The organism is Proteus alimentorum (assembly GCF_002607735.1).
GTDB lineage: Bacteria > Pseudomonadota > Gammaproteobacteria > Enterobacterales > Enterobacteriaceae > Proteus > Proteus alimentorum.
In genome coordinates this window covers 1-21,648 of record NZ_NBVR01000015.1, presented here as the reverse complement: position 1 = coordinate 21,648, position 21,648 = coordinate 1, and the positions used below count along the sequence as shown (strand labels likewise).

Annotated in this window: 17 protein-coding genes and 2 tRNA genes; 4 read left to right on the top strand and 15 right to left on the bottom strand. The window is 40.6% G+C overall.

The features are described from left to right. Positions 1-8 precede the first annotated feature (8 nt). Positions 9-980 carry an HlyD family secretion protein gene (locus tag B6258_RS02850; protein WP_099074003.1) on the bottom strand — a complete coding sequence of 324 codons (972 nt, stop codon included), beginning with the start codon at positions 978-980 and terminating at the stop codon, positions 9-11. A gap of 235 nt (positions 981-1,215) precedes the next feature. Here B6258_RS02850 and B6258_RS02845 point away from each other — a divergent pair, with 235 nt between their 5' ends. The 4 genes from B6258_RS02845 (at position 1,216) to B6258_RS02830 (ending at position 6,018) form a co-directional block, all read left to right on the top strand. After that, positions 1,216-2,919: a sensor histidine kinase gene (locus B6258_RS02845; protein WP_099074002.1), complete on the top strand. Its 1,704-nt coding sequence runs from the start codon at positions 1,216-1,218 to the stop codon at positions 2,917-2,919. Positions 2,920-2,921: 2 nt separating this feature from the next. Then, positions 2,922-3,638, top strand: a complete 717-nt coding sequence (gene btsR / locus B6258_RS02840) for a two-component system response regulator BtsR (RefSeq protein ID WP_023583566.1) — start codon at positions 2,922-2,924, stop codon at positions 3,636-3,638. 393 nt (positions 3,639-4,031) lie between these two features. Further along, the gene (locus B6258_RS18225; RefSeq protein ID WP_240531509.1) at positions 4,032-5,264 is read left to right on the top strand and encodes a hypothetical protein; all 1,233 of its coding nucleotides are present in this window, start codon (positions 4,032-4,034) and stop codon (positions 5,262-5,264) included. A 1-nt stretch (position 5,265) separates the two neighbouring features. Continuing rightward, a complete protein-coding gene (locus tag B6258_RS02830) occupies positions 5,266-6,018 on the top strand; it encodes a tetratricopeptide repeat protein (protein WP_099074001.1) in 753 nt (250 codons plus the stop codon). Positions 6,019-6,121: 103 nt separating this feature from the next. Here B6258_RS02830 and B6258_RS02825 read toward each other — a convergent pair whose 3' ends face one another. From B6258_RS02825 to folP, 14 genes are all read right to left on the bottom strand, one after another. Continuing rightward, on the bottom strand, positions 6,122-7,996 hold the full coding sequence (locus tag B6258_RS02825; protein WP_099074000.1) for a DEAD/DEAH family ATP-dependent RNA helicase: 1,875 nt from the start codon (positions 7,994-7,996) through the stop codon (positions 6,122-6,124). Positions 7,997-8,167: 171 nt separating this feature from the next. Next, positions 8,168-9,055, bottom strand: coding sequence for a lipoprotein NlpI (gene nlpI / locus B6258_RS02820; RefSeq protein WP_099073999.1), 888 nt, complete (start codon positions 9,053-9,055; stop codon positions 8,168-8,170). A 112-nt stretch (positions 9,056-9,167) separates the two neighbouring features. Beyond that, positions 9,168-11,297 carry a polyribonucleotide nucleotidyltransferase gene (gene pnp / locus B6258_RS02815; protein ID WP_098941351.1) on the bottom strand — a complete coding sequence of 710 codons (2,130 nt, stop codon included), beginning with the start codon at positions 11,295-11,297 and terminating at the stop codon, positions 9,168-9,170. Between the two features lie 250 nt (positions 11,298-11,547). Further along, positions 11,548-11,817: a 30S ribosomal protein S15 gene (gene rpsO, locus B6258_RS02810; protein WP_023583571.1), complete on the bottom strand. Its 270-nt coding sequence runs from the start codon at positions 11,815-11,817 to the stop codon at positions 11,548-11,550. 123 nt (positions 11,818-11,940) lie between these two features. Continuing rightward, positions 11,941-12,894 (bottom strand): tRNA pseudouridine(55) synthase TruB, encoded by a 954-nt coding sequence (truB, locus tag B6258_RS02805; RefSeq protein ID WP_099073998.1) that lies wholly within the window; start codon positions 12,892-12,894, stop codon positions 11,941-11,943. Further along, positions 12,894-13,295 carry a 30S ribosome-binding factor RbfA gene (gene rbfA / locus B6258_RS02800; RefSeq protein ID WP_099073997.1) on the bottom strand — a complete coding sequence of 134 codons (402 nt, stop codon included), beginning with the start codon at positions 13,293-13,295 and terminating at the stop codon, positions 12,894-12,896. Before rbfA ends, truB begins: the two co-directional genes overlap by 1 nt. A 302-nt stretch (positions 13,296-13,597) precedes the next feature. Continuing rightward, positions 13,598-16,354: a translation initiation factor IF-2 gene (gene infB, locus B6258_RS02795; protein ID WP_099073996.1), complete on the bottom strand. Its 2,757-nt coding sequence runs from the start codon at positions 16,352-16,354 to the stop codon at positions 13,598-13,600. Positions 16,355-16,376: 22 nt separating this feature from the next. After that, positions 16,377-17,885: a transcription termination factor NusA gene (gene nusA / locus B6258_RS02790; protein ID WP_006535691.1), complete on the bottom strand. Its 1,509-nt coding sequence runs from the start codon at positions 17,883-17,885 to the stop codon at positions 16,377-16,379. Positions 17,886-17,905: 20 nt separating this feature from the next. Beyond that, entirely contained in the window at positions 17,906-18,358 is a 453-nt protein-coding gene (gene rimP, locus B6258_RS02785; protein WP_036914691.1) for a ribosome maturation factor RimP, read from the bottom strand. 202 nt (positions 18,359-18,560) lie between these two features. Further along, positions 18,561-18,637: transfer RNA gene (locus B6258_RS02780), tRNA-Met, on the bottom strand. A gap of 60 nt (positions 18,638-18,697) precedes the next feature. Then, positions 18,698-18,787, bottom strand: a tRNA-Leu gene (locus B6258_RS02775). A gap of 58 nt (positions 18,788-18,845) precedes the next feature. Then, positions 18,846-19,190 carry a preprotein translocase subunit SecG gene (gene secG / locus B6258_RS02770; RefSeq protein ID WP_036914692.1) on the bottom strand — a complete coding sequence of 115 codons (345 nt, stop codon included), beginning with the start codon at positions 19,188-19,190 and terminating at the stop codon, positions 18,846-18,848. Positions 19,191-19,355: 165 nt separating this feature from the next. After that, entirely contained in the window at positions 19,356-20,693 is a 1,338-nt protein-coding gene (gene glmM / locus B6258_RS02765) for a phosphoglucosamine mutase (protein ID WP_023583574.1), read from the bottom strand. Beyond that, a complete protein-coding gene (folP, locus tag B6258_RS02760) occupies positions 20,690-21,532 on the bottom strand; it encodes a dihydropteroate synthase (protein WP_099073995.1) in 843 nt (280 codons plus the stop codon). Before folP ends, glmM begins: the two co-directional genes overlap by 4 nt. Between the last annotated feature and the right edge of the window lie 116 nt (positions 21,533-21,648).

The following is a 21,648-nucleotide window of genomic DNA, read 5'->3' as shown; positions in this document are numbered from 1 at the left end:
GTTTGTCCTTATTTATCCCAACGCCATAATGCACTCATGCCAGGACGAAGTCCTTCAATTGGCGTCACAGGATACAATCGGATCTCAAACGTTTTTAAATCGAAATCACCCGTTGCTCTTGTCGCTCTTTTTGTTGCATAGTCCCCCATTGGAGCGATATAGCGAATTTCAGCTTCTACTTCTTTATTACCTAATGCAGGAACGGTGATCGTAATGCGATCACCTTTGCGAATATCCGCTAAGATGTCTTCACGAAGGTTATAAACAAAATAGGCATCAGGAATACGAATAAGGGTAGCAAGCGGGCTATTGGCATTAAAAAGTTCACCTATTTCCGCAGGGATCGGACCCACTTCTCCATCCACGGGGGCTTTAACTTGTAGATCGTTTTGTTGGATTTTCAGCTCAATAAGTTGTTGTTCTGCCTGTTGTACTGCTGCTGTATATTTCTGGCGTAATTCAATGCGATCGCCATTTTTGGCTTCATCCAATTCTGCTTGCGCGCCTCTGACACGTTGTGATGCCACATCACGGCTACGGCGTGCATTATCCAGTTCTGCCGCTGATACATAACCTTGGTTAGCCACTGCGCTGATACGCTGATAATCTCTTGTCGCATTTGCCGCTTCTACTTTGGCTTGAGATAACACCGCTTCTAGATTACGAATGCTCTCTTCTCTTGTGCCATGTAATGATAAATCTAATTGAGCTTGAGCTTGTGCTTTAGCAGCCTCAAGTGCAGCAACTTGCGCATTGAGTTCAGGGCTTTCTAATGTGATCATCAATTGCCCTTTTTTGACATCATCACCTCGCTCTATATGGCGTTCAATAACACGACCTTTGGCTTTAGAGGCAACAATCACTTCTGGAGCATCGACTTCTCCTTGCAATAATAAATATTGATTATGCGCGCGGAAAAGTACGGCTAATGCAATTAGTATTAGCATTAATAAAATAAGATAAATAGCTCTTTTTTTCATATAACGATTAGACCTTAATAGTGAAATAGAACACTCACTGACAGAGTTATATTACACAATAACTCAGAGTTTCTTTAAGAATTTTGTGCGCCAGATCACTGATGCGAAGGAATATTTTCTTTGATAGTGCGATTAAGTTATTCTTATATCAAACTTTATCACCTAATTAACATCACCCGTTTTATCTGAATTTTTTATATTTATCAGATAGAAAAGAGAACGGTACTCAATACTTATGTATGAATTTGATCTTATTTTGCTGTTATTACAGCAAATGTGCGTTTATTTAATTATTGCTTGGTTTTTAAGCAAAACACCTCTATTTACGCCACTTTTACAGGTCACGATAAAACTACCACATAAATTGATGTGCTACGTTATATTCTCTATTTTCTGCATTATGGGTACCTATTTTGGGCTACATATTAATGATTCTATTGCTAATACGCGGGCTATTGGCTCTGTCTTAGGCGGATTACTAGGAGGCCCTTACGTCGGCTTTCTTGTCGGTTTTACCGGAGGCTTACACCGCTATTCACTCGGTGGCATGACTGCATTTAGCTGTATGGTGTCTACCGTTGTAGAAGGATTAATTGGCGGATTAGTTCACCGTTATTATGTAAAACACGGGCAAATGCATCGAATATTTAACCCGTGGACAGCCGCCGCGGTGACCTTCTTTGCTGAAATAATACAGATGAGCATCATCTTATTATTGGCACGTCCGTTTAATGAAGCACTTGCTTTAGTTAAAGATATTGCCGCCCCAATGATTGTAGCAAATACTGTTGGTGCTGCGATGTTTATTCGAATATTACAAGATAGACGGGCAATATTTGAAAAATATACCAGCGCATTCTCAACTCAAGCATTAAAAATTGCCGTTTGTACCGAAGGTATTTTGCGTAAAGGGTTTAATCAAGATAATAGCACTCGGGTGGCAAAAGTCATTTATCAAGAACTAAGAGTCAGTGCTGTTGCGATTACAGATAGAGAAAAACTTCTCGCTTTTATTGGTATTGGCGCTGATCACCATTTACCGGGTACGCCTATTTCATCAGATCAATCCAAGCAAGCCATCAATAACAATGAAGTTGTCTATGCTGATGGTAATGAAACGCCCTATCGTTGCACTCTTTCACCTCATTGCAAACTTGGCTCAGCTTTAGTTATTCCACTAAGAGGTGAAAATAATCAAGTCATTGGCACAATCAAACTTTATGAGGCTAAAAATCGCCTATTTAGTTCTATTAATCGCACCTTAGGTGAAGGGATCGCAAGCCTATTATCTGCACAAATTCTGGCAGGGCAATATGAGCGAAATAAGCAATCTCTTTTAGAATCAGAGATTAAACTCTTACATGCTCAAGTTAATCCTCACTTTCTTTTTAATGCACTAAATACATTACAAGCGGTTATTCGCCGTGATAGCGAGCAAGCCAATCAACTCGTGCAATTTCTCTCAGCATTCTTTCGTAAGAATTTAAAAAGACCAGAAGCTGTGGTGACATTAAGTGACGAAATCGAACATGTAAACGCCTATCTACAAATCGAAAAAGCTCGTTTTCAGGAACGTTTACACATCGATATTCAAATTCCTGAAAGCTTAGCGAATGCACGCTTACCGGCTTTTTCGCTTCAACCTATGGTCGAGAATGCAATTAAACATGGAACGTCACAGTTATTAGACACAGGAAAGATTACAATTAGGGCACACCAAGAGCACCATTTAATCATTATTGAAATCTGTGATAATGCGGGGCTTTATCAACCTCAATGCCCTTCTCATGAATTAGGGTTAGGAATGAGGCTGGTGGATAAGCGATTGAAATTACGCTATGGCGAGCTTTATGGTGTTTTAGTGGAATGCCAAGCTGATGAATATACAAAGGTAAAAATTTGCTTACCTCTAGAAAAAAGCATGGATAATGTTACATAACAATGAATATATTAATCGTTGATGATGAGCCGTTGGCTCGTGAAAACTTGCGTTGTTTACTTGAAGTTGAAAAGGATATTCATATTGTTGGTGAATGCAGTAATGCGATTGAAGCCATAGGGGAAATACATCGAAAAAAGCCTGATGTTGTTTTTCTTGATATTCAAATGCCTCGCATTACTGGTCTTGAAATGGTCACAATGCTGGATCCTGAACATCGCCCTTATATTGTCTTTTTGACCGCATTTGAAGAATATGCGATCCAAGCCTTTGAAGAGCACGCCTTTGATTATTTACTCAAACCGTTAGAGCAAGAGCGCCTAACAAAAACATTAAACCGTTTACGCCAAGGTAATAAACAAAATATTGATCTCTTAACGCCGCCAGAAGAGCGTTTAAAGTGTATTCCCTGCACCGGTCATAGCCGTATTTGGTTAATGCCAATTGATGAAGCAGTATTTGCAACATCAAGGCTCAGTGGTGTTTATGTAACCAATAATCAGGGGCAAGAAGGCTTTACAGAATTAACATTACGCACATTAGAAACGCGGACACAATTAGTCCGTTGCCATCGCCAATATTTAGTCAATATGGATTATGTTAATGAGATTATTTTTGGTGATAATGGGCAAGCTGAATTGATATTACACAATAACAGCCAAATTCCTGTTAGTCGTCGTTATTTAAAGCCATTAAAAGAAGCGATTGGTTTAAGCTAAGCATTTATTAAAGGAGAAATGGGATGGAGCCTATTTATTTAAGGTATAACTATTAAAGCTTATACAAACCACTTTGATATTCGTAATTCTCCCCCTGCCATTAAAGCCCTTCACATTGCACTCAATGTGATTAGTGCAGAACTCACATCGCTTATGGGTGCAGAGGTGATTGAGTTAATTAATAAAAATTAAAACATTTACATATAATCTTTAATTAAAAACCATAAATCAAAAACAATGACTACTAACTTAACCATTAAATATTAATTAAATAAAAAATAAACAAAAAATTAATTATTCTAATAAAAACCATAAGTAGACAAATTAAAAGTTTAATTTTAGCTTAATAATAAATTCATTTTTTAATATAAACCTTAGGGATAAGAGGTCATTATGAAAGAGAAAAAGCACTATTCAATTCATAAAGTAGAAGATATGAATATCTACGGTGAATATAACGGAAACTTTTATTATAGTAAATATGGGCATCCTGAAGTAACAATATTCGTTGCCCCATCAGGTAGTAAAATCCACGATGAATATGGAGAAACAGACCAAACTTCAACTTTTGGGCATACATTTATTGGTATTAGAGGTTGGAATCCTGTTACCGAAGAAAGAGAAGTTATAACCATCGGTTTTAGCCCTAGTGACAATATGAAGACAAGTGAGGATAATTTTTCATTTAATGATCACCTTCGTTATCCAGATGCATCCACCCTATCAATTAGATCATATAATTGGCCCTTTGCTAAAAATTTTGAAAAACTGTTCACACTATTACATACATATAAAACAGGTGAAAAGCTTCCACCAAAATATAATCTTCTTTTTAATAATTGTGGTCAATTCGTTCAACATGTTTTGGATATATCTGGATTCAAAAACATTTATATTGCATTTCAGCCTGACGATCTTTATGAGAATCTAAAACATGCAGCAGATAATTATAGAACACCATTAGCTATCGATTTAAATGGTAATGGTATACAAACACTTTCTAGCAATTTAAATATAACGTTTGACTTTGATGGTAATAAAACGCCTATTCAAACAGGCTGGATCCATCCTGATGATGGCTTTTTAGTTTGGGATAAAAATGATGATGGTATTATAAATAGTGGAGAAGAATTATTTGGTAATAGAAGTTTATTACCAAATAATACTAAAGCCCAAGATGGATTTTTAGCACTTTCATCCTTAGATAGTAATATGAATAAATTAATAGATAAAGATGATATTCTTTGGTCTGAATTAAAAATATGGCAAGATAAAAATTCAGATGGAATAACACAAAAAAATGAACTCTATTCGCTAAATAGCATTGGTATTAATTATATAGAACTTAATACAACTAAAAGCCATTTCTATGATTCAAATAATAATTTCCATCAGTTAGAATCCTTTGTAAACTGGAATACTGGTAATAGAACATTGATTACTGATGTTTTATTACATCAAAAAACTGACACTGATAATAGCAAAAGCTTTCAACAATTAATAAACAATATTATCAATGAGATGGCTTGTTTTTCTTCTCATCATAGTGAATCAATCCCAATAAATCAATTTATCAATCCAATTGAAAATACAATTTTAGCGACACCAAATCTATTGGGACAATAGAATGAAAATATTTAATAAGTTATTTTTTAGTTTATTAATTATTAGTAGCTCTTCAATTGGAGATGAATATCCCATTGTCACAGATAAAATGTTAATTTCCGGATATAATAAAGTAGAGTTACGGTATAATCCTCAATTACCTTTTATTGCCCCTTATCCTGAAAATAAAAAACTTGTTTTTTCTCTTATTGAAAAAGCAAAAAAAAATAACAATGCTAATGATAGCTATCTCATTGCTTCAATTTTCTTTATTGGATGCACTAATTTAAAATATAAAATCACTCATGAAAGAGATAAAAATCAATGTGAGTTATCACGCCATTTTTTAAACAAAACATTAATATTAGAACCTAATCATGGAGCAGCTCTATTCTATCAAGCTGTTGTTTTTGAAAATGGTTATGGTGTTGAAAAAGATATCAGCAAAGCAATTAAACACTATGATAAAGCATGCCAAATAAAAGGAAATCGAGTGATTATTGCTTGTGAGGATCTTTTTTCTATCTATTTACATGGTGAAAGAGGTGTTCCTCAAGATTTAAACAAAGCTAAAGAATATGCAAAATGGACTGCTGAAAATGGTAGTAAAGAATATCAGGAATATATAAAACAGTGGGATTACATTTTATTTTCTCTAGAATTAAAAGAAAAATTAAAAGAATGTAAAAGAAGTGGGATAGATGCATCTATATGCATCCGCAGAAGCAATAATGCACTCCTTGAATATGCCAATAAAATGCACCCAACGGAGTAACTATTTATCTCTACTTTATATACAAAAAAAACCAGCCAATTTGCATTGACTGGTTTTGTTTTTTGTCATCAACTCAATTTAAAATTAAGTTAATTACCCACTCTTATTGGTTATGAGAGCTGCTACGGCGGCGTGGTGTGCCTTCGTTGTTACGACCACGGAAGTTACCGCGCTCGCCACCACGGTCGTTATTACCACGACGTTGTGGTTGATCACCATTATTAAAACGACGACCACCTTGTGGTTGACCATCACGACGGCTGTTATTACGACGCTCACGGAAAGGCTGAGATTGAGCATCACCCACTAATTGCATATTCAGTGGTTTGTTCATAATACGCGTACGTGTGAAATGGCTTAATAAATCTGTTGGCATACCTTTTGGTAATTCGATGGTTGAGTGAGAACCATACAGTTTGATATTACCAATGTAACGGCTGCTGATATCCCCTTCGTTAGCAATTGCACCAACGATATGACGAACTTCAACACCATCATCACGACCCACTTCGATACGGTATAAATCCATTTCGCCAGCATCACGACGTTCACGACGAGGAGAACGCTCGCGATCGTTGTCACCGCGGCGGCGATCATCACCACGACGATCGTCACGATCGTTAAATTCACGACGAGGGCGACGAACTGGATCCGGTGGCAGGATAAGCGCACGCTCACCTTGAGCCATTTTCAGTAATACCGCAGCCAGTGTTTCCATATCCAGTGCTTCTTCACCTTGTGGCGCTAATTTAGGTAATAGAGCACGGTACTGGTCAAGGTTGCTAGTTTCTAATTGTTGCGCGATTTGCTGTGCAAATTTTTCCTGACGACGTTGGCTGATCAGTTCTGCATTTGGCAGTTCTACTTCAGGAATAGTCATCTTCATTGTGCGTTCGATATTGCGCAGTAAACGACGTTCACGGTTATCAACGAATAAAATTGCACGACCCGCACGACCTGCACGACCTGTACGACCAATACGGTGAACATAAGATTCTGAATCCATTGGGATATCATAGTTCACAACAAGGCTGATACGGTCAACGTCAAGACCACGAGCAGCAACGTCAGTCGCGATTAAAATGTCTAAACGACCATTTTTTAAACGCTCTAATGTTTGCTCACGTAGCGATTGGTTCATATCACCATTTAACGCCGCACTGTTATAACCATTACGCTCTAAAGCTTCAGCAACTTCTAATGTTGCGTTTTTAGTACGAACGAAAATAATTGCCGCATCAAAATCTTCAGCTTCTAAGAAACGAATTAATGCTTCATTTTTACGCGCGCCAAAAGTCATCCAATAGCTTTGGCTGATATCTGGACGAGTTGTCACGCTGCTTTGAATGCGAACTTCTTTAGGATCATTCATAAAACGACGTGTAATACGACGAATTGCTTCTGGCATTGTTGCAGAGAACAGCGCAGTTTGGTGTTCTGCTGGGATTTTACTCAGGATGTTTTCAACATCTTCAATAAAGCCCATACGTAACATTTCATCAGCTTCATCTAACACTAAACCTTTCAGTTTAGATAAATCTAATGTGCCACGGTTTAAGTGGTCTAATAAGCGACCTGGTGTACCCACAACAACTTGTGGTCCTTGGCGTAACGCACGTAATTGAACGTCATAACGCTGACCACCATACAGTGCAACAACATTTACTTTTGGTAAATGCTTAGAGAAATCTTCAATGGCTTCAGCAACCTGAACCGCAAGCTCACGAGTAGGTGCTAAAACTAAAATTTGTGGTGCTTTTAATGACTCGTCAAGATTGTGTAATAATGGCAGGCTAAATGCGGCAGTTTTACCACTACCTGTCTGCGCCATACCTAAAACATCATTGCCGTTTAAAAGGAAAGGAATACATTGTTGCTGAATTGGAGAAGGCTTCTCGTAGCCTAAGTCATTCAGTGCAGTCAAAATAGGTGCTGATAAACCTAGATCAGCAAAAGTCATATCGGTTTCAGTAGTCATGTCACTGTGCCTCATTCATTATGGCAGCCAGTTGACATAACATACCGCATGGTTTGTCGGTCTTTATCATCTAAAATGTGAACTGGCTCAAATTATATTATTAAACGAACAAACAAGCCCTCATCCTATGTAGATGATGGCTTTCAAACTGATCAGAGAAATGTTCGTCAGCTATTGCTGGTCCGATTCCGCTAGGTCTTCTTGTTGGCCTAACAGTGCTAATTCCAACAATGCGTAGCGGTGCTCAACAAAGTTATGTGCGTTGTTGGCTACCGTCAGCTTGAATAACGCTTCTGCGCTATCCATGTCCCCCAGACTTAGGTAATACTTACCTAAATAGAAGTTAGTTTCACTAAGATGCTCAGCGAGCGAAGTGTTATCGGTTGAAGCCTCATTTAGTTTCAACATTAATGTTTTCTCATTAATGTCGCCTAAATAAAACTCAACTATATTCCATCCCCATTGCCCCGTTTTATTCGCTTGCTGGTATCGCTGTTTTAGCTGTTGTTTAGCCAAATCAGTGTTTATCTCTTTTTCGATAAGATATAACCAAAGCGAACGAATGGGATCATTTGGATCGACCTGATAAAACGCCTGCAGATCATCCTGCGCCAATTTCAATCGGCCACCGTAGTACGAAGCGATACCACGATTAAAACGCGCATTATTGTAAGTTGGATCAAGCTCTAAAACAGAATCAAACGCTTCATAAGCAGCATCGTAATTCGCTGCCTGCGTAAAATAGATACCTAGAAAATTAAAAATTTCTAGCATATCTGGTCGTATTGATAGCGCCATTGAAAAATCATTACGCGCTAAAGCTCGTAAACCGAGACTATCATACAGCACACCACGCTCATATAAAAGCTGTGCGTATTCATCTTCAGTTAATGAACGGCTCGCTAGGATTTGTTCTATACGAGCCAATATCACTTCTTGTTGTAAAGAAGGCTGCAATGGTGTGGCAAAAATCGCATTCTGACGCCACTCTGGACTAGTGCTGCATCCGGAAATAAAGATGAAAACAGCAATAGAACAACTGCGCAGAAATGTTTTCATTTCTCACTCCCAAAGTCAGACCTTTCAACAAAAAGCGTTCTAGACGTCCTACTTGTCAATCATAATAAGTCTCTACCGATACCTATGTCCAGATATCGGTAGTAGAATATCATTAATTCGCAGAATCTTCAGAAGAAGTTTCTGTTGCTTCCTGCTGATTAGCTTGAGCTTCTTTCATGCTTAAGCGAATACGGCCTTGACGGTCAATTTCCAGTACTTTAACTGGAACTTCTTGACCCATTTCCAAGTAGTCGCTCACTTTCTCAACGCGTTTGTCTGCAATTTGAGAAATATGAACTAGACCTTCTTTGCCGCCACCGATAGCAACGAATGCACCGAAATCTACGATACGAGTTACTTTACCGTTGTAAATACGACCCACTTCAACTTCAGCCGTAATTTCTTCGATACGAGCAATAGCTTGTTTTGCTTGATCGCCACTTGTTGCAGCAATCTTCACCGTACCATCATCTTCGATTTCGATAGTTGTGCCTGTTTCTTCCGTTAATGCACGGATAACTGAACCACCTTTACCGATAACGTCTTTGATCTTGTCTGGATTAATTTTGATAGTGTGAATGCGCGGTGCAAATTCAGAAATATCAGCACGAGGCTGGCTAATTGCATCTTCCATTACGCCTAAAATGTGTAGGCGTGCGCTTTTCGCTTGGTTTAATGCAACTTGCATGATTTCGCGAGTGATACCTTCGATTTTGATATCCATCTGCAATGCGCTGACACCGTTACGGCTACCCGCAACTTTAAAGTCCATATCGCCTAAATGGTCTTCATCACCCAGAATATCGGAAAGAACAACAAAGTTGTCGCCTTCTTTCACTAGACCCATTGCAATACCTGCAACAGATTCTTTAATTGGTACACCTGCATCCATCAGTGCTAAAGAAGCACCACAAACAGATGCCATTGAAGATGAGCCATTTGATTCAGTGATTTCAGAAACCACACGAACGGTATATGGGAATTCTTCAATAGTTGGCATTACTGCTAACACACCACGTTTTGCTAAACGGCCATGACCGATTTCGCGACGTTTTGGTGAACCCATCATGCCTGTTTCACCAACAGAGTATGGAGGGAAGTTATAGTGCAGTAAGAACGTATCAGTGTGCTCACCCATGATGTCATCAATAGTCTGAGCATCACGTGCAGTACCTAATGTTGCCGTTACCAGAGCCTGAGTTTCACCACGAGTAAACAGTGCTGAACCGTGAGTACGAGGTAATAAACCCGTACGAATGTCTAATGCACGTACCATGTCTTTTTCACGGCCATCAATACGTGGTTCGCCAGCTAATACGCGAGCACGAACGATGTTTTTCTCAAGACCTGAGAAGATTTCACTGATTTCAGCTTCATCTAAAGTTTCATCTTCAGCGACTAACGTTGCGATAACTTCATCACGGATAGCTTCGATTTGTTCATAACGCTCTTGTTTTTCAGTGATACGGTAAGCATCACCAATACGAGCTTGTGCTAATTGTGCAATACGGTCATGTAAAGTTTGGTTGATAGCTTCTGGCGCCCAATCCCATTTCTCTTTACCCACTTCTGCAACTAATGCATTGATGTTTTCGATCACAACTTGTTGTTGATCATGACCAAATACCACCGCACCTAACATTTCTTCTTCTGATAATAAATCAGCTTCTGATTCTACCATCAGTACCGCGCCTGCAGTACCTGCAACCACTAAGTCTAATTTACTAACTTTCAGCTCATCAACGGTTGGGTTTAGAACATATTGTCCATCGATAAAACCAACACGAGCACCACCGATAGGGCCATTGAATGGAACACCTGACAGCGCTAATACCGCAGAAGCACCAATCATTGCAACGATATCTGGGTTAACTTGTGGGTTAACTGAAACAACGGTAGCAACGATTTGAATTTCGTTTAAGAAACCTTCTGGAAATAATGGACGTAAAGGGCGGTCAATTAAACGCGCAATTAACGTTTCGCCTTCACCAGGACGACCTTCACGACGGAAGAAGCTACCTGGGATACGACCAGCAGCGTATGAACGCTCTTGGTAGTTAACAGTTAATGGGAAGAAATCTTGTCCAGCTTTAACTTTTTTCTTTGCAACAACAGTAACAAAAACAGCAGTGCCGTCCATGTCAACCATAACAGCAGCTGTTGCTTGACGAGCCATCATGCCGGTTTCTAATGAAACAGTATGTTGACCGTATTGAAATTTACGAACTGTAGGATTCAGCAAAATAATATCCTTTATCTTATTGTCGCCAGATGTTTAGCGACGATGAATGATCTTTTCTCCGCTACGTCCCCTCGCGACTAATGAAAATATTAACCATTTGATGATAAACACTTTCATTAGCCGCGCGAATTGTCGTAACTAGAGAGACTAAATAACAATCACCACATTAAAACATAACGACTAATATTAAAAATAGCACTTTCTAGCAGAAAAGGGGCCAACAGGCCCCTTTCCTCTGAAACTCACTTGATTAGCGACGCAGACCTAAACGTTCAATCAGTGCAGAGTAACGAGCAACATCTTTACGTTTCAGGTAGTCCAGCAGATTACGACGGCTGGAAACTTTACGCAGCAGACCACGACGGCTGTGGTGATCTTTTTTGTGCTCTGAAAAGTGACCTTGCAGGTGGTTGATTTCTGCAGTCAGCAGTGCAATCTGAACTTCGCTTGAGCCAGTATCGTTAGCATCACGACCAAATTCAGCAACGATTTGTGCTTTCGCTTCAGTACTTAGAGACATAATAAACTCCAAATTAAGTAAAATTTTCAGATAGCCAATCTCTAATTCAGCTATCCAACTCAGCCACCTAAACAGATAGCCGCATTATTCTACGCTTCAAACACTTTTAGCGCAAGATTGCTATTAAGTGTTATCTTGTGTGCTATAGTCTACAACCACTCTTTTCGGAGCAACTAAGCCATCTTTAATGATAGCAAGGCCAATGAATTTTTTTTCATCGCCTTCAGTTACTCTTACCCATTCGCCTTCATTGATGTCATGATTAACACGAACAGGCTGTCCCAGCTTGAGATAACCCGCAATAATCGTGGTCAAATTCACAACAGGAAAATGTGCAACAGCGGTATCCATAGGCAATAACAGTGCATCAAGCGCCAAGAAAGGATCTTCTTGCGCAGTTTGTGCATTCTCTATCATCGCTCTTAATTGCTCTAACGTTACCATTCGCTCTTTAGGATAATCTGCGACTTCTAATCGACGTAAGAAAATAACGTGAGCACCACATTGTAATTTCTCACCAAGATCATCAATAATTGTTCGAATGTAAGTACCTTTAGAACAATGAATTTCCAGCTCTAACTCATCACCTTCCCAGCGAATAAACTGGAGTTCATAAACCGTGATGGGTCTTGCTTCACGCTCAACTTCAATGCCTTGACGAGCGTATTCGTAAAGCGGTTTACCTTGATGCTTTAAAGCGGAGTACATTGAAGGGACTTGCAATGTTTCGCCACGAAAACTATCCAAGGCATCATCTAAAGCTTGCTGTGTAAATTGTACAGGGCGCTCTTGAATCACCTCGCCATGTGCATCAGAGGTATCTGTTCGTTGCCCTAAACGTGCAATAACGCGATAACGCTTATCAGAATCCAATAGAAACTGTGAAAATTTCGTTGCTTCCCCTAAACAAATAGGGAGCATACCTGTTGCTAAAGGATCCAATGCCCCTGTATGCCCAGCCTTACTGGCATTAAACATACGGCGGACTTTTTGGAGTGCATCGTTAGAGGAAATATCTTGGGGTTTATCGAGTAGCAATACGCCGTTAATCTCACGCCCCTTACGACGACGCCCCATTATTTGTCCTCTTTATGACGACGCTCTTCATCGCTTTTAACGACATTAGAAACTAAGTTAGACATACGCATACCTTCAACTAATGAGTTGTCATAAGCAAATGTCAGTTCAGGTACAATACGTAAACGCATCGCTTTGCCTAATAAAGAACGAATAAAACCAGCGGCTTCATTAAGTGCAGTTAAACCATCTGCAACCATCTCTTCTTCGCTTTTTTCACCACCTGATAAGTTTAAAAAGGTGACGAATACTTTGGCATAAGCCAAGTCACGAGAAATTTCAACACCAGAAACCGTCGCCATTCCAATACGAGGATCTTTGACTTCGCGTTGTAAAATGATGGCGATTTCTTTTTGCATTTCCTGAGAAACACGCTGACTACGGCTAAAATCTCTTGCCATTTTCTCTCTCCCTGACAATAGGGTATCGCCCTGATTGTCATTGTTAATTCAAATCTAAAATCAATGATATCTAAAGAGTATACATGAAGTGGTATTTAACAACCGCTTTCTCTGATTTCTTTCTTTAGAAATAAAATGTTTCTTTGGTGCTATTTTACCCTGTTATTTCACTTTCATAAATTACTGAAAGACAATCTATTTCGGTTATGTTGAAAAATGGAGAGGAAATAAAAGGAGAATACAGCAAAGAAAGGAATAAGAAGGGAGCCCTTGAGCTCCCTTTTAAAACAAAACGGACTAAATTAATCAATAGAACGTTTGATTTCGATAACTTGGAAGACTTCAATCATATCGCCAACACGGACATCGTTGTAGTTTTTCACACCGATACCACATTCCATGCCGTTACGTACTTCATTGACGTCATCTTTAAAGCGACGCAGTGACTCAAGTTCGCCTTCATAGATAACCACGTTATCACGTAGAACACGAATTGGGTTATTACGTTTGATGTTACCTTCAACCACCATACAGCCCGCAATTGCGCCAAATTTAGGTGATTTAAACACATCACGGACTTCTGCAAGACCCATGATTTCTTGTTTATATTCAGGTGCCAACATACCGCTCATTGCCAATTTGATTTCATCAATTAGGCTATAGATAACGGAGTAGTAACGTAAATCAACGCTTTCTTGTTCAATGATACGGCGAGCAGATGCATCAGCACGAACGTTGAAGCCAAGAATGATTGCGTTAGAAGCTGCAGCTAATGTTGCGTCAGTTTCGGTGATACCACCTACGCCTGAACCGATAATTTTCAGTTTAACTTCATCAGTAGACAGTTTAACTAATGCATCAGTAATCGCTTCACAAGTACCTTGAACGTCTGTTTTCAGAACGATGTTCAGTTCAGAAGTTTTACCTTCTTCCATGTTAGCAAACATGTTTTCCAGTTTAGATTTCTGCTGACGAGCCAGTTTAACATCGCGGAATTTACCTTGACGGTATAATGCAACTTCACGCGCTTTTTTCTCGTCACGAACAACCGTTGCTTCATCACCCGCAGAAGGAACGTTAGACAGACCTAAAATCTCAACAGGCATTGATGGGCCAGCAGATTGAACTTCTTGACCTAATTCGTTACGCATTGCACGAATACGACCGTATTCGAAACCACACAGAACGATATCACCTTTATTCAGTGTACCTTCACGGACAAGAATAGTTGCAACTGGACCACGGCCTTTATCGAGATAAGATTCGATAACAACACCGCTTGCCATACCTTCTTTAACCGCTTTCAGTTCAAGAACTTCCGCTTGTAAAAGAATCGCATCCAGCAGTTCGTCAATACCTAGACCTTGTTTTGCAGATACATGCATAAACTGAGTTTCGCCGCCCCACTCTTCTGGCAGAATGCCATATTGAGACAGTTCAGTTTTAACGCGATCTGGATCAGCTTCGTGTTTATCAATTTTGTTCACTGCAACAACAACAGGTACGTTTGCTGCTTTTGCGTGCTGGATTGCTTCGATTGTTTGTGGCATTACACCATCATCTGCTGCAACGACCAGAACAACGATATCCGTTACCTGAGCACCACGAGCACGCATTGAAGTAAATGCGGCGTGACCTGGAGTATCTAGGAAGGTGATTTCACCTTTGTCAGTTTTAACGTGGTAAGCACCGATATGCTGGGTGATACCACCCGCTTCACCTGATGCTACTTTCGTTGAACGAATGTAGTCCAGTAATGATGTTTTACCGTGGTCAACGTGACCCATGATAGTCACAACAGGTGCACGAGATACTGCGCTTTCTTCGCCAGTATCACGATCGCTCATGACTTGTTCTTCTAACTCGTTTTCACGACGTAAGATAACTTTATGGCCCATTTCTTCAGCAACAAGCTGTGCAGTTTCTTGGTCTAAAACCTGATTAATGGTCGCCATAGCGCCCATTTTCATCATAGTTTTAATAACTTCAGACCCTTTTACTGCCATTTTGTTAGCAAGTTCGGCAACAGAAATAGTCTCACCGATAATAACATCACGGTTTACAACAGCCGCTGGCTTATTGAAGCCTTGCTGTAATGAGCTACCTTTACGTTTACCTTTCTTGTTAGTACGACCAGCAGCGCGTGCTTCTTCACGATCTGCTTTTTCAGAATGGCGGTTGTTTTTCTTAGGACGAGGAGCCTTAGCATTGCGACCACGACCGCGGCCACCTTCAACCTCAGCATCACTTTCATCTTCTGCATCACGAGCATAACGTGATGTTGTTACATGATAGTCTGAGCCTTCAGTTTCTGGTGCTTTAGGTTCAGCAGTCCATTTTTCAGCATTTTCTTCAGCTAAACGACGTGCTTTTTCTGCTGCTACTCGTGCTTCTTCTTCCGCTTTACGGCGCTGTGTTTCTTCCGTTTTACGCTTCAGTTCAGCCTGTTCAGCATTGCGACGTGCTTTTTCCTGATCTGCTGCTTTATCAGCTTTTGGTTTATCGTTTTGTTTCACTTTATCTTTTTCCGCTGCTTCGCGCTTAGCTAATTCCGCTGCTTCACGTTTTGCTTCTTCAGCTTCACGTTTCGCTTTTTCTTCGGCGTCTTTCTTTGCCTTTTCAGCTTCACGTTTTGCTTTTTCTTCAGCTTCGCGCTGTGCTTTCTCTTGTGCTTCGCGCTGGGCTTTTTCTTCGGCTTCGCGATGCGCCTTTTCTTCCGCTTCACGCTGAGCTTGCTCATCCGCTTGCGCTTTTTCAACGGCGTCACGGTTCACATAAGTGCGTTTTTTGCGGACTTCGATGGCTACTGATTTACTTTTGCCACCTGTACCAGGAACACTTAACGTACTACGCACTTTGCGTTGTAACGTTAATTTTTCTGGTTGGTTGGTTGATACGTCTTTATCACGATTCAACCAAGCCAGTAAGGTTTCTTTCTCTTTTTGGGAGACAGAATCAGAGACGGTCTTCTTAATACCGGCATCAGCAAACTGCTGTACCAAACGTTCAACCGGTGTCTGAATCTCTTCTGCCAGTGATTTTACTGTTTCATCTGTCATTCTGTTCCTTCCTGCTCAGTTGTTACGCATCATTCCCAAACCAGCAGATATTACGTGCGGCCATAATGAGTTCGCCTGCGCGCTCACTATTTAAACCTTCAATATCAGTTAGGTCGTCGATACCCTGTTCGGCAAGATCTTCCAGTGTGCAGATACCACGGGCAGCTAGATCAAATGCTAAAGAGCGCTCCAATCCTTCGAGAGCTAATAAGTCCTCGGCTGGCTGGTTATCGCCTAGGCTTTCTTTTTGAGCCAACTCAATTGTTGTAAGTGCGGCTTTTGCTCTTTCACGTAGAGCTTCAACGGTATCTTCATCTAATCCGTCAATAGCCAGCAGTTCACTGATTGGCACATAAACTAACTCTTCAAGGGTAGAGAAACCTTCTTCAACTAAAACAGTTGCGAAGTCTTCATCAATGTCGAGATGCTTAGTAAATATTTCAATGGCTGCGTTTGCTTCTGCCTGATGTTTTGCATTCAGTTCATCAGCAGTCATGACGTTTAATTCCCACTTGTCATCACCACGATGTTTTTTCAGTAACTGTGCTGCCAGACGAACGTTTTGACCATTACGGCCAATTGCCTGCGCAAGGTTACTGCTTTCAACTGCAACATCCATTGTACATTTGTCTTCATCGACAACAATAGAAGCAACATCTGCCGGAGCCATTGCATTAATGACGAATTGTGCAGGATTATCATCCCACAGAACAATATCAATTCGCTCGCCGCCCAATTCGCTGGAAACGGCTTGTACACGTGCACCACGCATACCAACACAAGCACCCACAGGGTCAATACGCTTGTCGTTAGTTTTTACTGCGATTTTGGCACGAGAACCAGGATCACGCGCTGCAGCTTTAATTTCAATGATTTCTTCGCCAATTTCTGGTACTTCAATGCGGAAAAGTTCAACCAGCATTTCAGGGCGAGAGCGTGTCACGAAAAGTTGTGCACCACGGGTTTCTGTACGTACATCGTATAAAACACCACGTAAACGGTCACCTGGACGGAAGTTTTCACGCGGTAACATATCTTCGCGTAAAATAACCGCTTCGGCGTTATTACCTAAGTCTAAGGTGATATTTTCACGGTTCACTTTCTTCACAACACCCGTGATAATTTCGCCTAATTGTTCGCGGAATTGATCAACAACCATTGCTCTTTCAGCTTCACGTACTTTTTGTACGATAACTTGTTTAGCGGTTTGTGTTGTAATACGGTCGAAAGTCACAGATTCAATCTGATCTTCAATATAACCACCTAGTTCAATACTAGGATCTTCATATTGAGCAGCTTCAAGTGTAATTTCACGAGTTGGTTGAGTCACTTCATCAACAGCAACCCAACGACGGAATGTATCAAAGTCACCGGTTTTACGGTCGATACATACGCGAACGTCAATTTCTTGCTCGTATTTTTTCTTAGTTGCTGTCGCTAGTGCGGTTTCCAGTGCTTCAAAAATCTTTTCACGAGGAAGAGATTTTTCGTTAGAGACCGCTTCCACAACAGCCAGAATCTCTTTGTTCATCCTAGTTGCCTCTTCAAAACTTAAAAGTGGGGTACCAGGTTAGCTTTCTGGATGTTGCTCAGTGCGAACACTTCGTCTTTACCATCCACAGTAACCGTGATCATTTCGCCAGCGACAGACTTAATAATGCCCTGCCATTTACGGCGGTTTTGCATTGCAATTCGTAATACGATAGCGGCTTCTTCGCCGATAAATTGCTCATAATGCGTTGCAGTGAATAAAGGTCGTTCTAAACCAGGAGATGAAATCTCAAGGTTATAAACTGTTTGAATTGGATCTTCAACATCCAGCACAGCACTGACCTGGTGGCTAACATCAGCACAATCATCAACAGTGATACCGTCTTCACTATCAATATAGATGCGCAATGTTGATTCTCGGCCACGAATAAACTCAAGGCCGACAAATTCAAAGCCTAATGCTTCTACTGGTGCTGAAACCATCGCTGTTAATTTTTGCTCTAATGTGGACAAACCCACCCCCAAGGCATAAAAAAAGGGCCTATAGCCCAGTATTCTATTCTCTGATAACAAAAAACCCCGAAATTCGGGGCTTTATGCAACTGGACCCTGTAACTTGCCATTCGAGAATAACCCCTTCTTACGGCACATTCCACTCAGGATCATAATCGGTTCAACAAGATGATTAATGAGAAAAGTGCTGTATTGTTAGAAGTGGTTGCGGGGGCCGGATTTGAACCGACGACCTTCGGGTTATGAGCCCGACGAGCTACCAAGCTGCTCCACCCCGCGTTCGAAAAACGTGGCAAATTTTACGCTGATAACAAGCAAAACGCAAGCTATCTGGAATAATGGTGCCGAGAACGGGACTTGAACCCGTACGCCCGTTTTATAGGCACTACCACCTCAAGGTAGCGTGTATACCAATTTCACCACCTCGGCACTTAATGAGACTGTTACTGCGTAAAAATTAACAATCTCATTTAAATCTTTACTTAGTTTACTGCGGAATATCTGTATTTGCTGGCGCTACAGGCGCTGCTAATTGCTCAGCTTTTTTAGCTTCTTCTGTAGTCTGCTCGATAGACATCCATTTGCTGTCTTCACGCACAGTTTTATTGGCACTTAGATTACCTAAAATAAGGGCAAGTACAATAAAAGCTGTCGCTAAAACAGCGGTCATACGGGTCATAAAGTTAGCTGAACCGCTCGAACCAAATACTGTACCGGAAGCACCTGCACCAAAAGAAGCGCCCATATCAGCACCTTTACCCTGCTGTAACAGGATCAGACCAACTAGCCCTGTTGCTACAATGATAAGAATAACAATGAGTGCCGTATACATTTGCGTTACCTTTTCTATGGAACTTATCGTCTTAACGATAACCTTCGATTGCTTCACCCGCTTTAGTTCAAGACCTTACTAAGCGGGTGTGAATACTAACCAAAGCTGAACTGACAAGCAAGGTTATTTTTCTACAAAGTGATTGATTGAAGAAAAAATCATCAATTAACCAACGTGCTTCACAGCGTCAGCAATACGATTTGCCATCGCCGTGACTTGCTCTTCATTTTCACCTTCAACCATCACTCGAATTAAAGGTTCTGTTCCTGATTTACGCAGCAAAACACGACCTTTACCAGCCAGTTCTTCTTCAACTGCTTTAGCGACTTTTTGAACTTCTGGTGTTTGAAGCGGATCGTGACTACCCGTAAAGCGAACATTCACTAAAATTTGTGGTAATAGTTTCATGCCACTACAGAGATCATGCAAACTCATATGGTTACGTACCATTGCACTTAAAACTTGTAAACCTGCAACAATACCGTCACCTGTCGTCGTTTTATCTAGTAAAATAATGTGGCCTGAGTTTTCAGCCCCTAAGCGCCAGCCTTTCTCTTGTAATTTTTCAAGCACATAGCGGTCACCCACTTTTGCTCTTACAAAAGGAATACCCAGCTGTTTAAGTGCAATCTCTAATCCCATATTGCTCATTAGAGTACCCACTGCACCACCGCGTAATTGGCCTTGGCGTAACGCTTCTCTCGCAATAATGTAGAGAATTTGGTCACCATCAACTTTTAGACCTTGATGATCAACCATGATGATACGGTCGCCGTCACCATCAAAAGCTAAACCAACATCAGCGCCTTCTTCTAATACACGTTTTTGCAACATACGAACATCTGTTGCGCCACACTCTTCGTTAATATTGATACCGGTTGGCTCACAACCAATAGTGATCACTTCAGCACCTAATTCACGAAACACGTTTGGCGCAATATGGTAGGTTGCACCATGAGCACAATCGACAACCACTTTTAGACCATTAAGATTGTTTTCATTTGGGAAAGTCCCTTTACAGAATTCAATATAACGACCTGCCGCATCCACGATACGATTTGCACGACCAAGTTCTGCTGATTCAACACAGGTAATTGGCTTTTCCATTTCAGCTTCAATAGCTTCTTCTACTTCATCCGGTAATTTTGTACCATCAATAGAGAAGAATTTGATCCCGTTATCGTAATAAGGGTTATGAGACGCTGAAATCACGATCCCTGCTTCAGCGCGAAATGTACGCGTTAAATAAGCAACAGCAGGGGTTGGCATTGGCCCTGTAAATGAGGCTGATAAACCTGCGGCGGCTAAACCCGCTTCTAATGCTGATTCCAGCATATAGCCTGAGATACGTGTATCTTTACCAATAATGATTTTGCGAGAGCCGTGACGTGCTAATACTTTGCCCGCAGCCCAACCCAGTTTTAATACAAAATCAGGTGTAATTGGACTATCACCTACTTTTCCACGGATACCATCTGTTCCAAAGTATTTACGTTCGCTCATTCATTATTTTCCTTTGCAGAAAGAGTTGCTTGTACGACTTTCATCGCATCAACAGTCTCTTTAACATCGTGTACACGAATAATTTGTGCGCCTTGCATCGCTGCAATGACGGCGCATGCCACGCTACCAGCAACACGCTCTTGTGGCGGTACATTCAATAGTTGTCCAACCATTGATTTGCGTGACATCCCGGCAAGTATGGGTAGACCAAAGTGATGAAGTTCACTTAAGTGTGCTAATAATTGGTAATTATGCGCTAAATTTTTACCAAAGCCGAATCCTGGATCAAGAATAATTTGATTTTTTTCGATCCCAGCATCAACACAGCGTTGAATATTTTCTTGTAAAAAACGATCAACATCCATCATCACATTCTCATAATGTGGTGATTGTTGCATGGTTTTAGGGTCGCCTTGCATATGCATAATACACACTGGCAAACCAGTTTTAGCAGCAGCTTCAAGTGCTCCCGGCTCGTGTAAAGAGCGAATATCATTGATAATTGAAGCACCTACATTTGCTGATTCAGTAATGACTTGAGCTTTGGATGTATCAACAGAGATCCAAACATCAAAACGCTGACGAATAGCCTCAACAACAGGAACAACACGCTGCAACTCTTCATCAATAGAGACATCACTTGCGCCGGGTCTGGTAGACTCACCACCAATATCAATGATAGAAGCCCCTTCGGCAATTAATTTTGCTGCATGGTCAACTGCATCATTAAGTGAATTATGAGTACCACCATCAGAGAAAGAGTCTGGAGTGACATTCAAAATCCCCATAACTTGAGGTGTTGATAAATTAAGTTCTATTCCTCTAGCCATTAATTTCATTTCATTGATACCTTCATAAAAAAACCCCAGAAGCCTGAACTGACCCCAGTTTATTGGACAGTTTAAATTAGTTAGGTAAAGACTGAGTTCGGTATTGAACTGGACTCAGTCCTTTT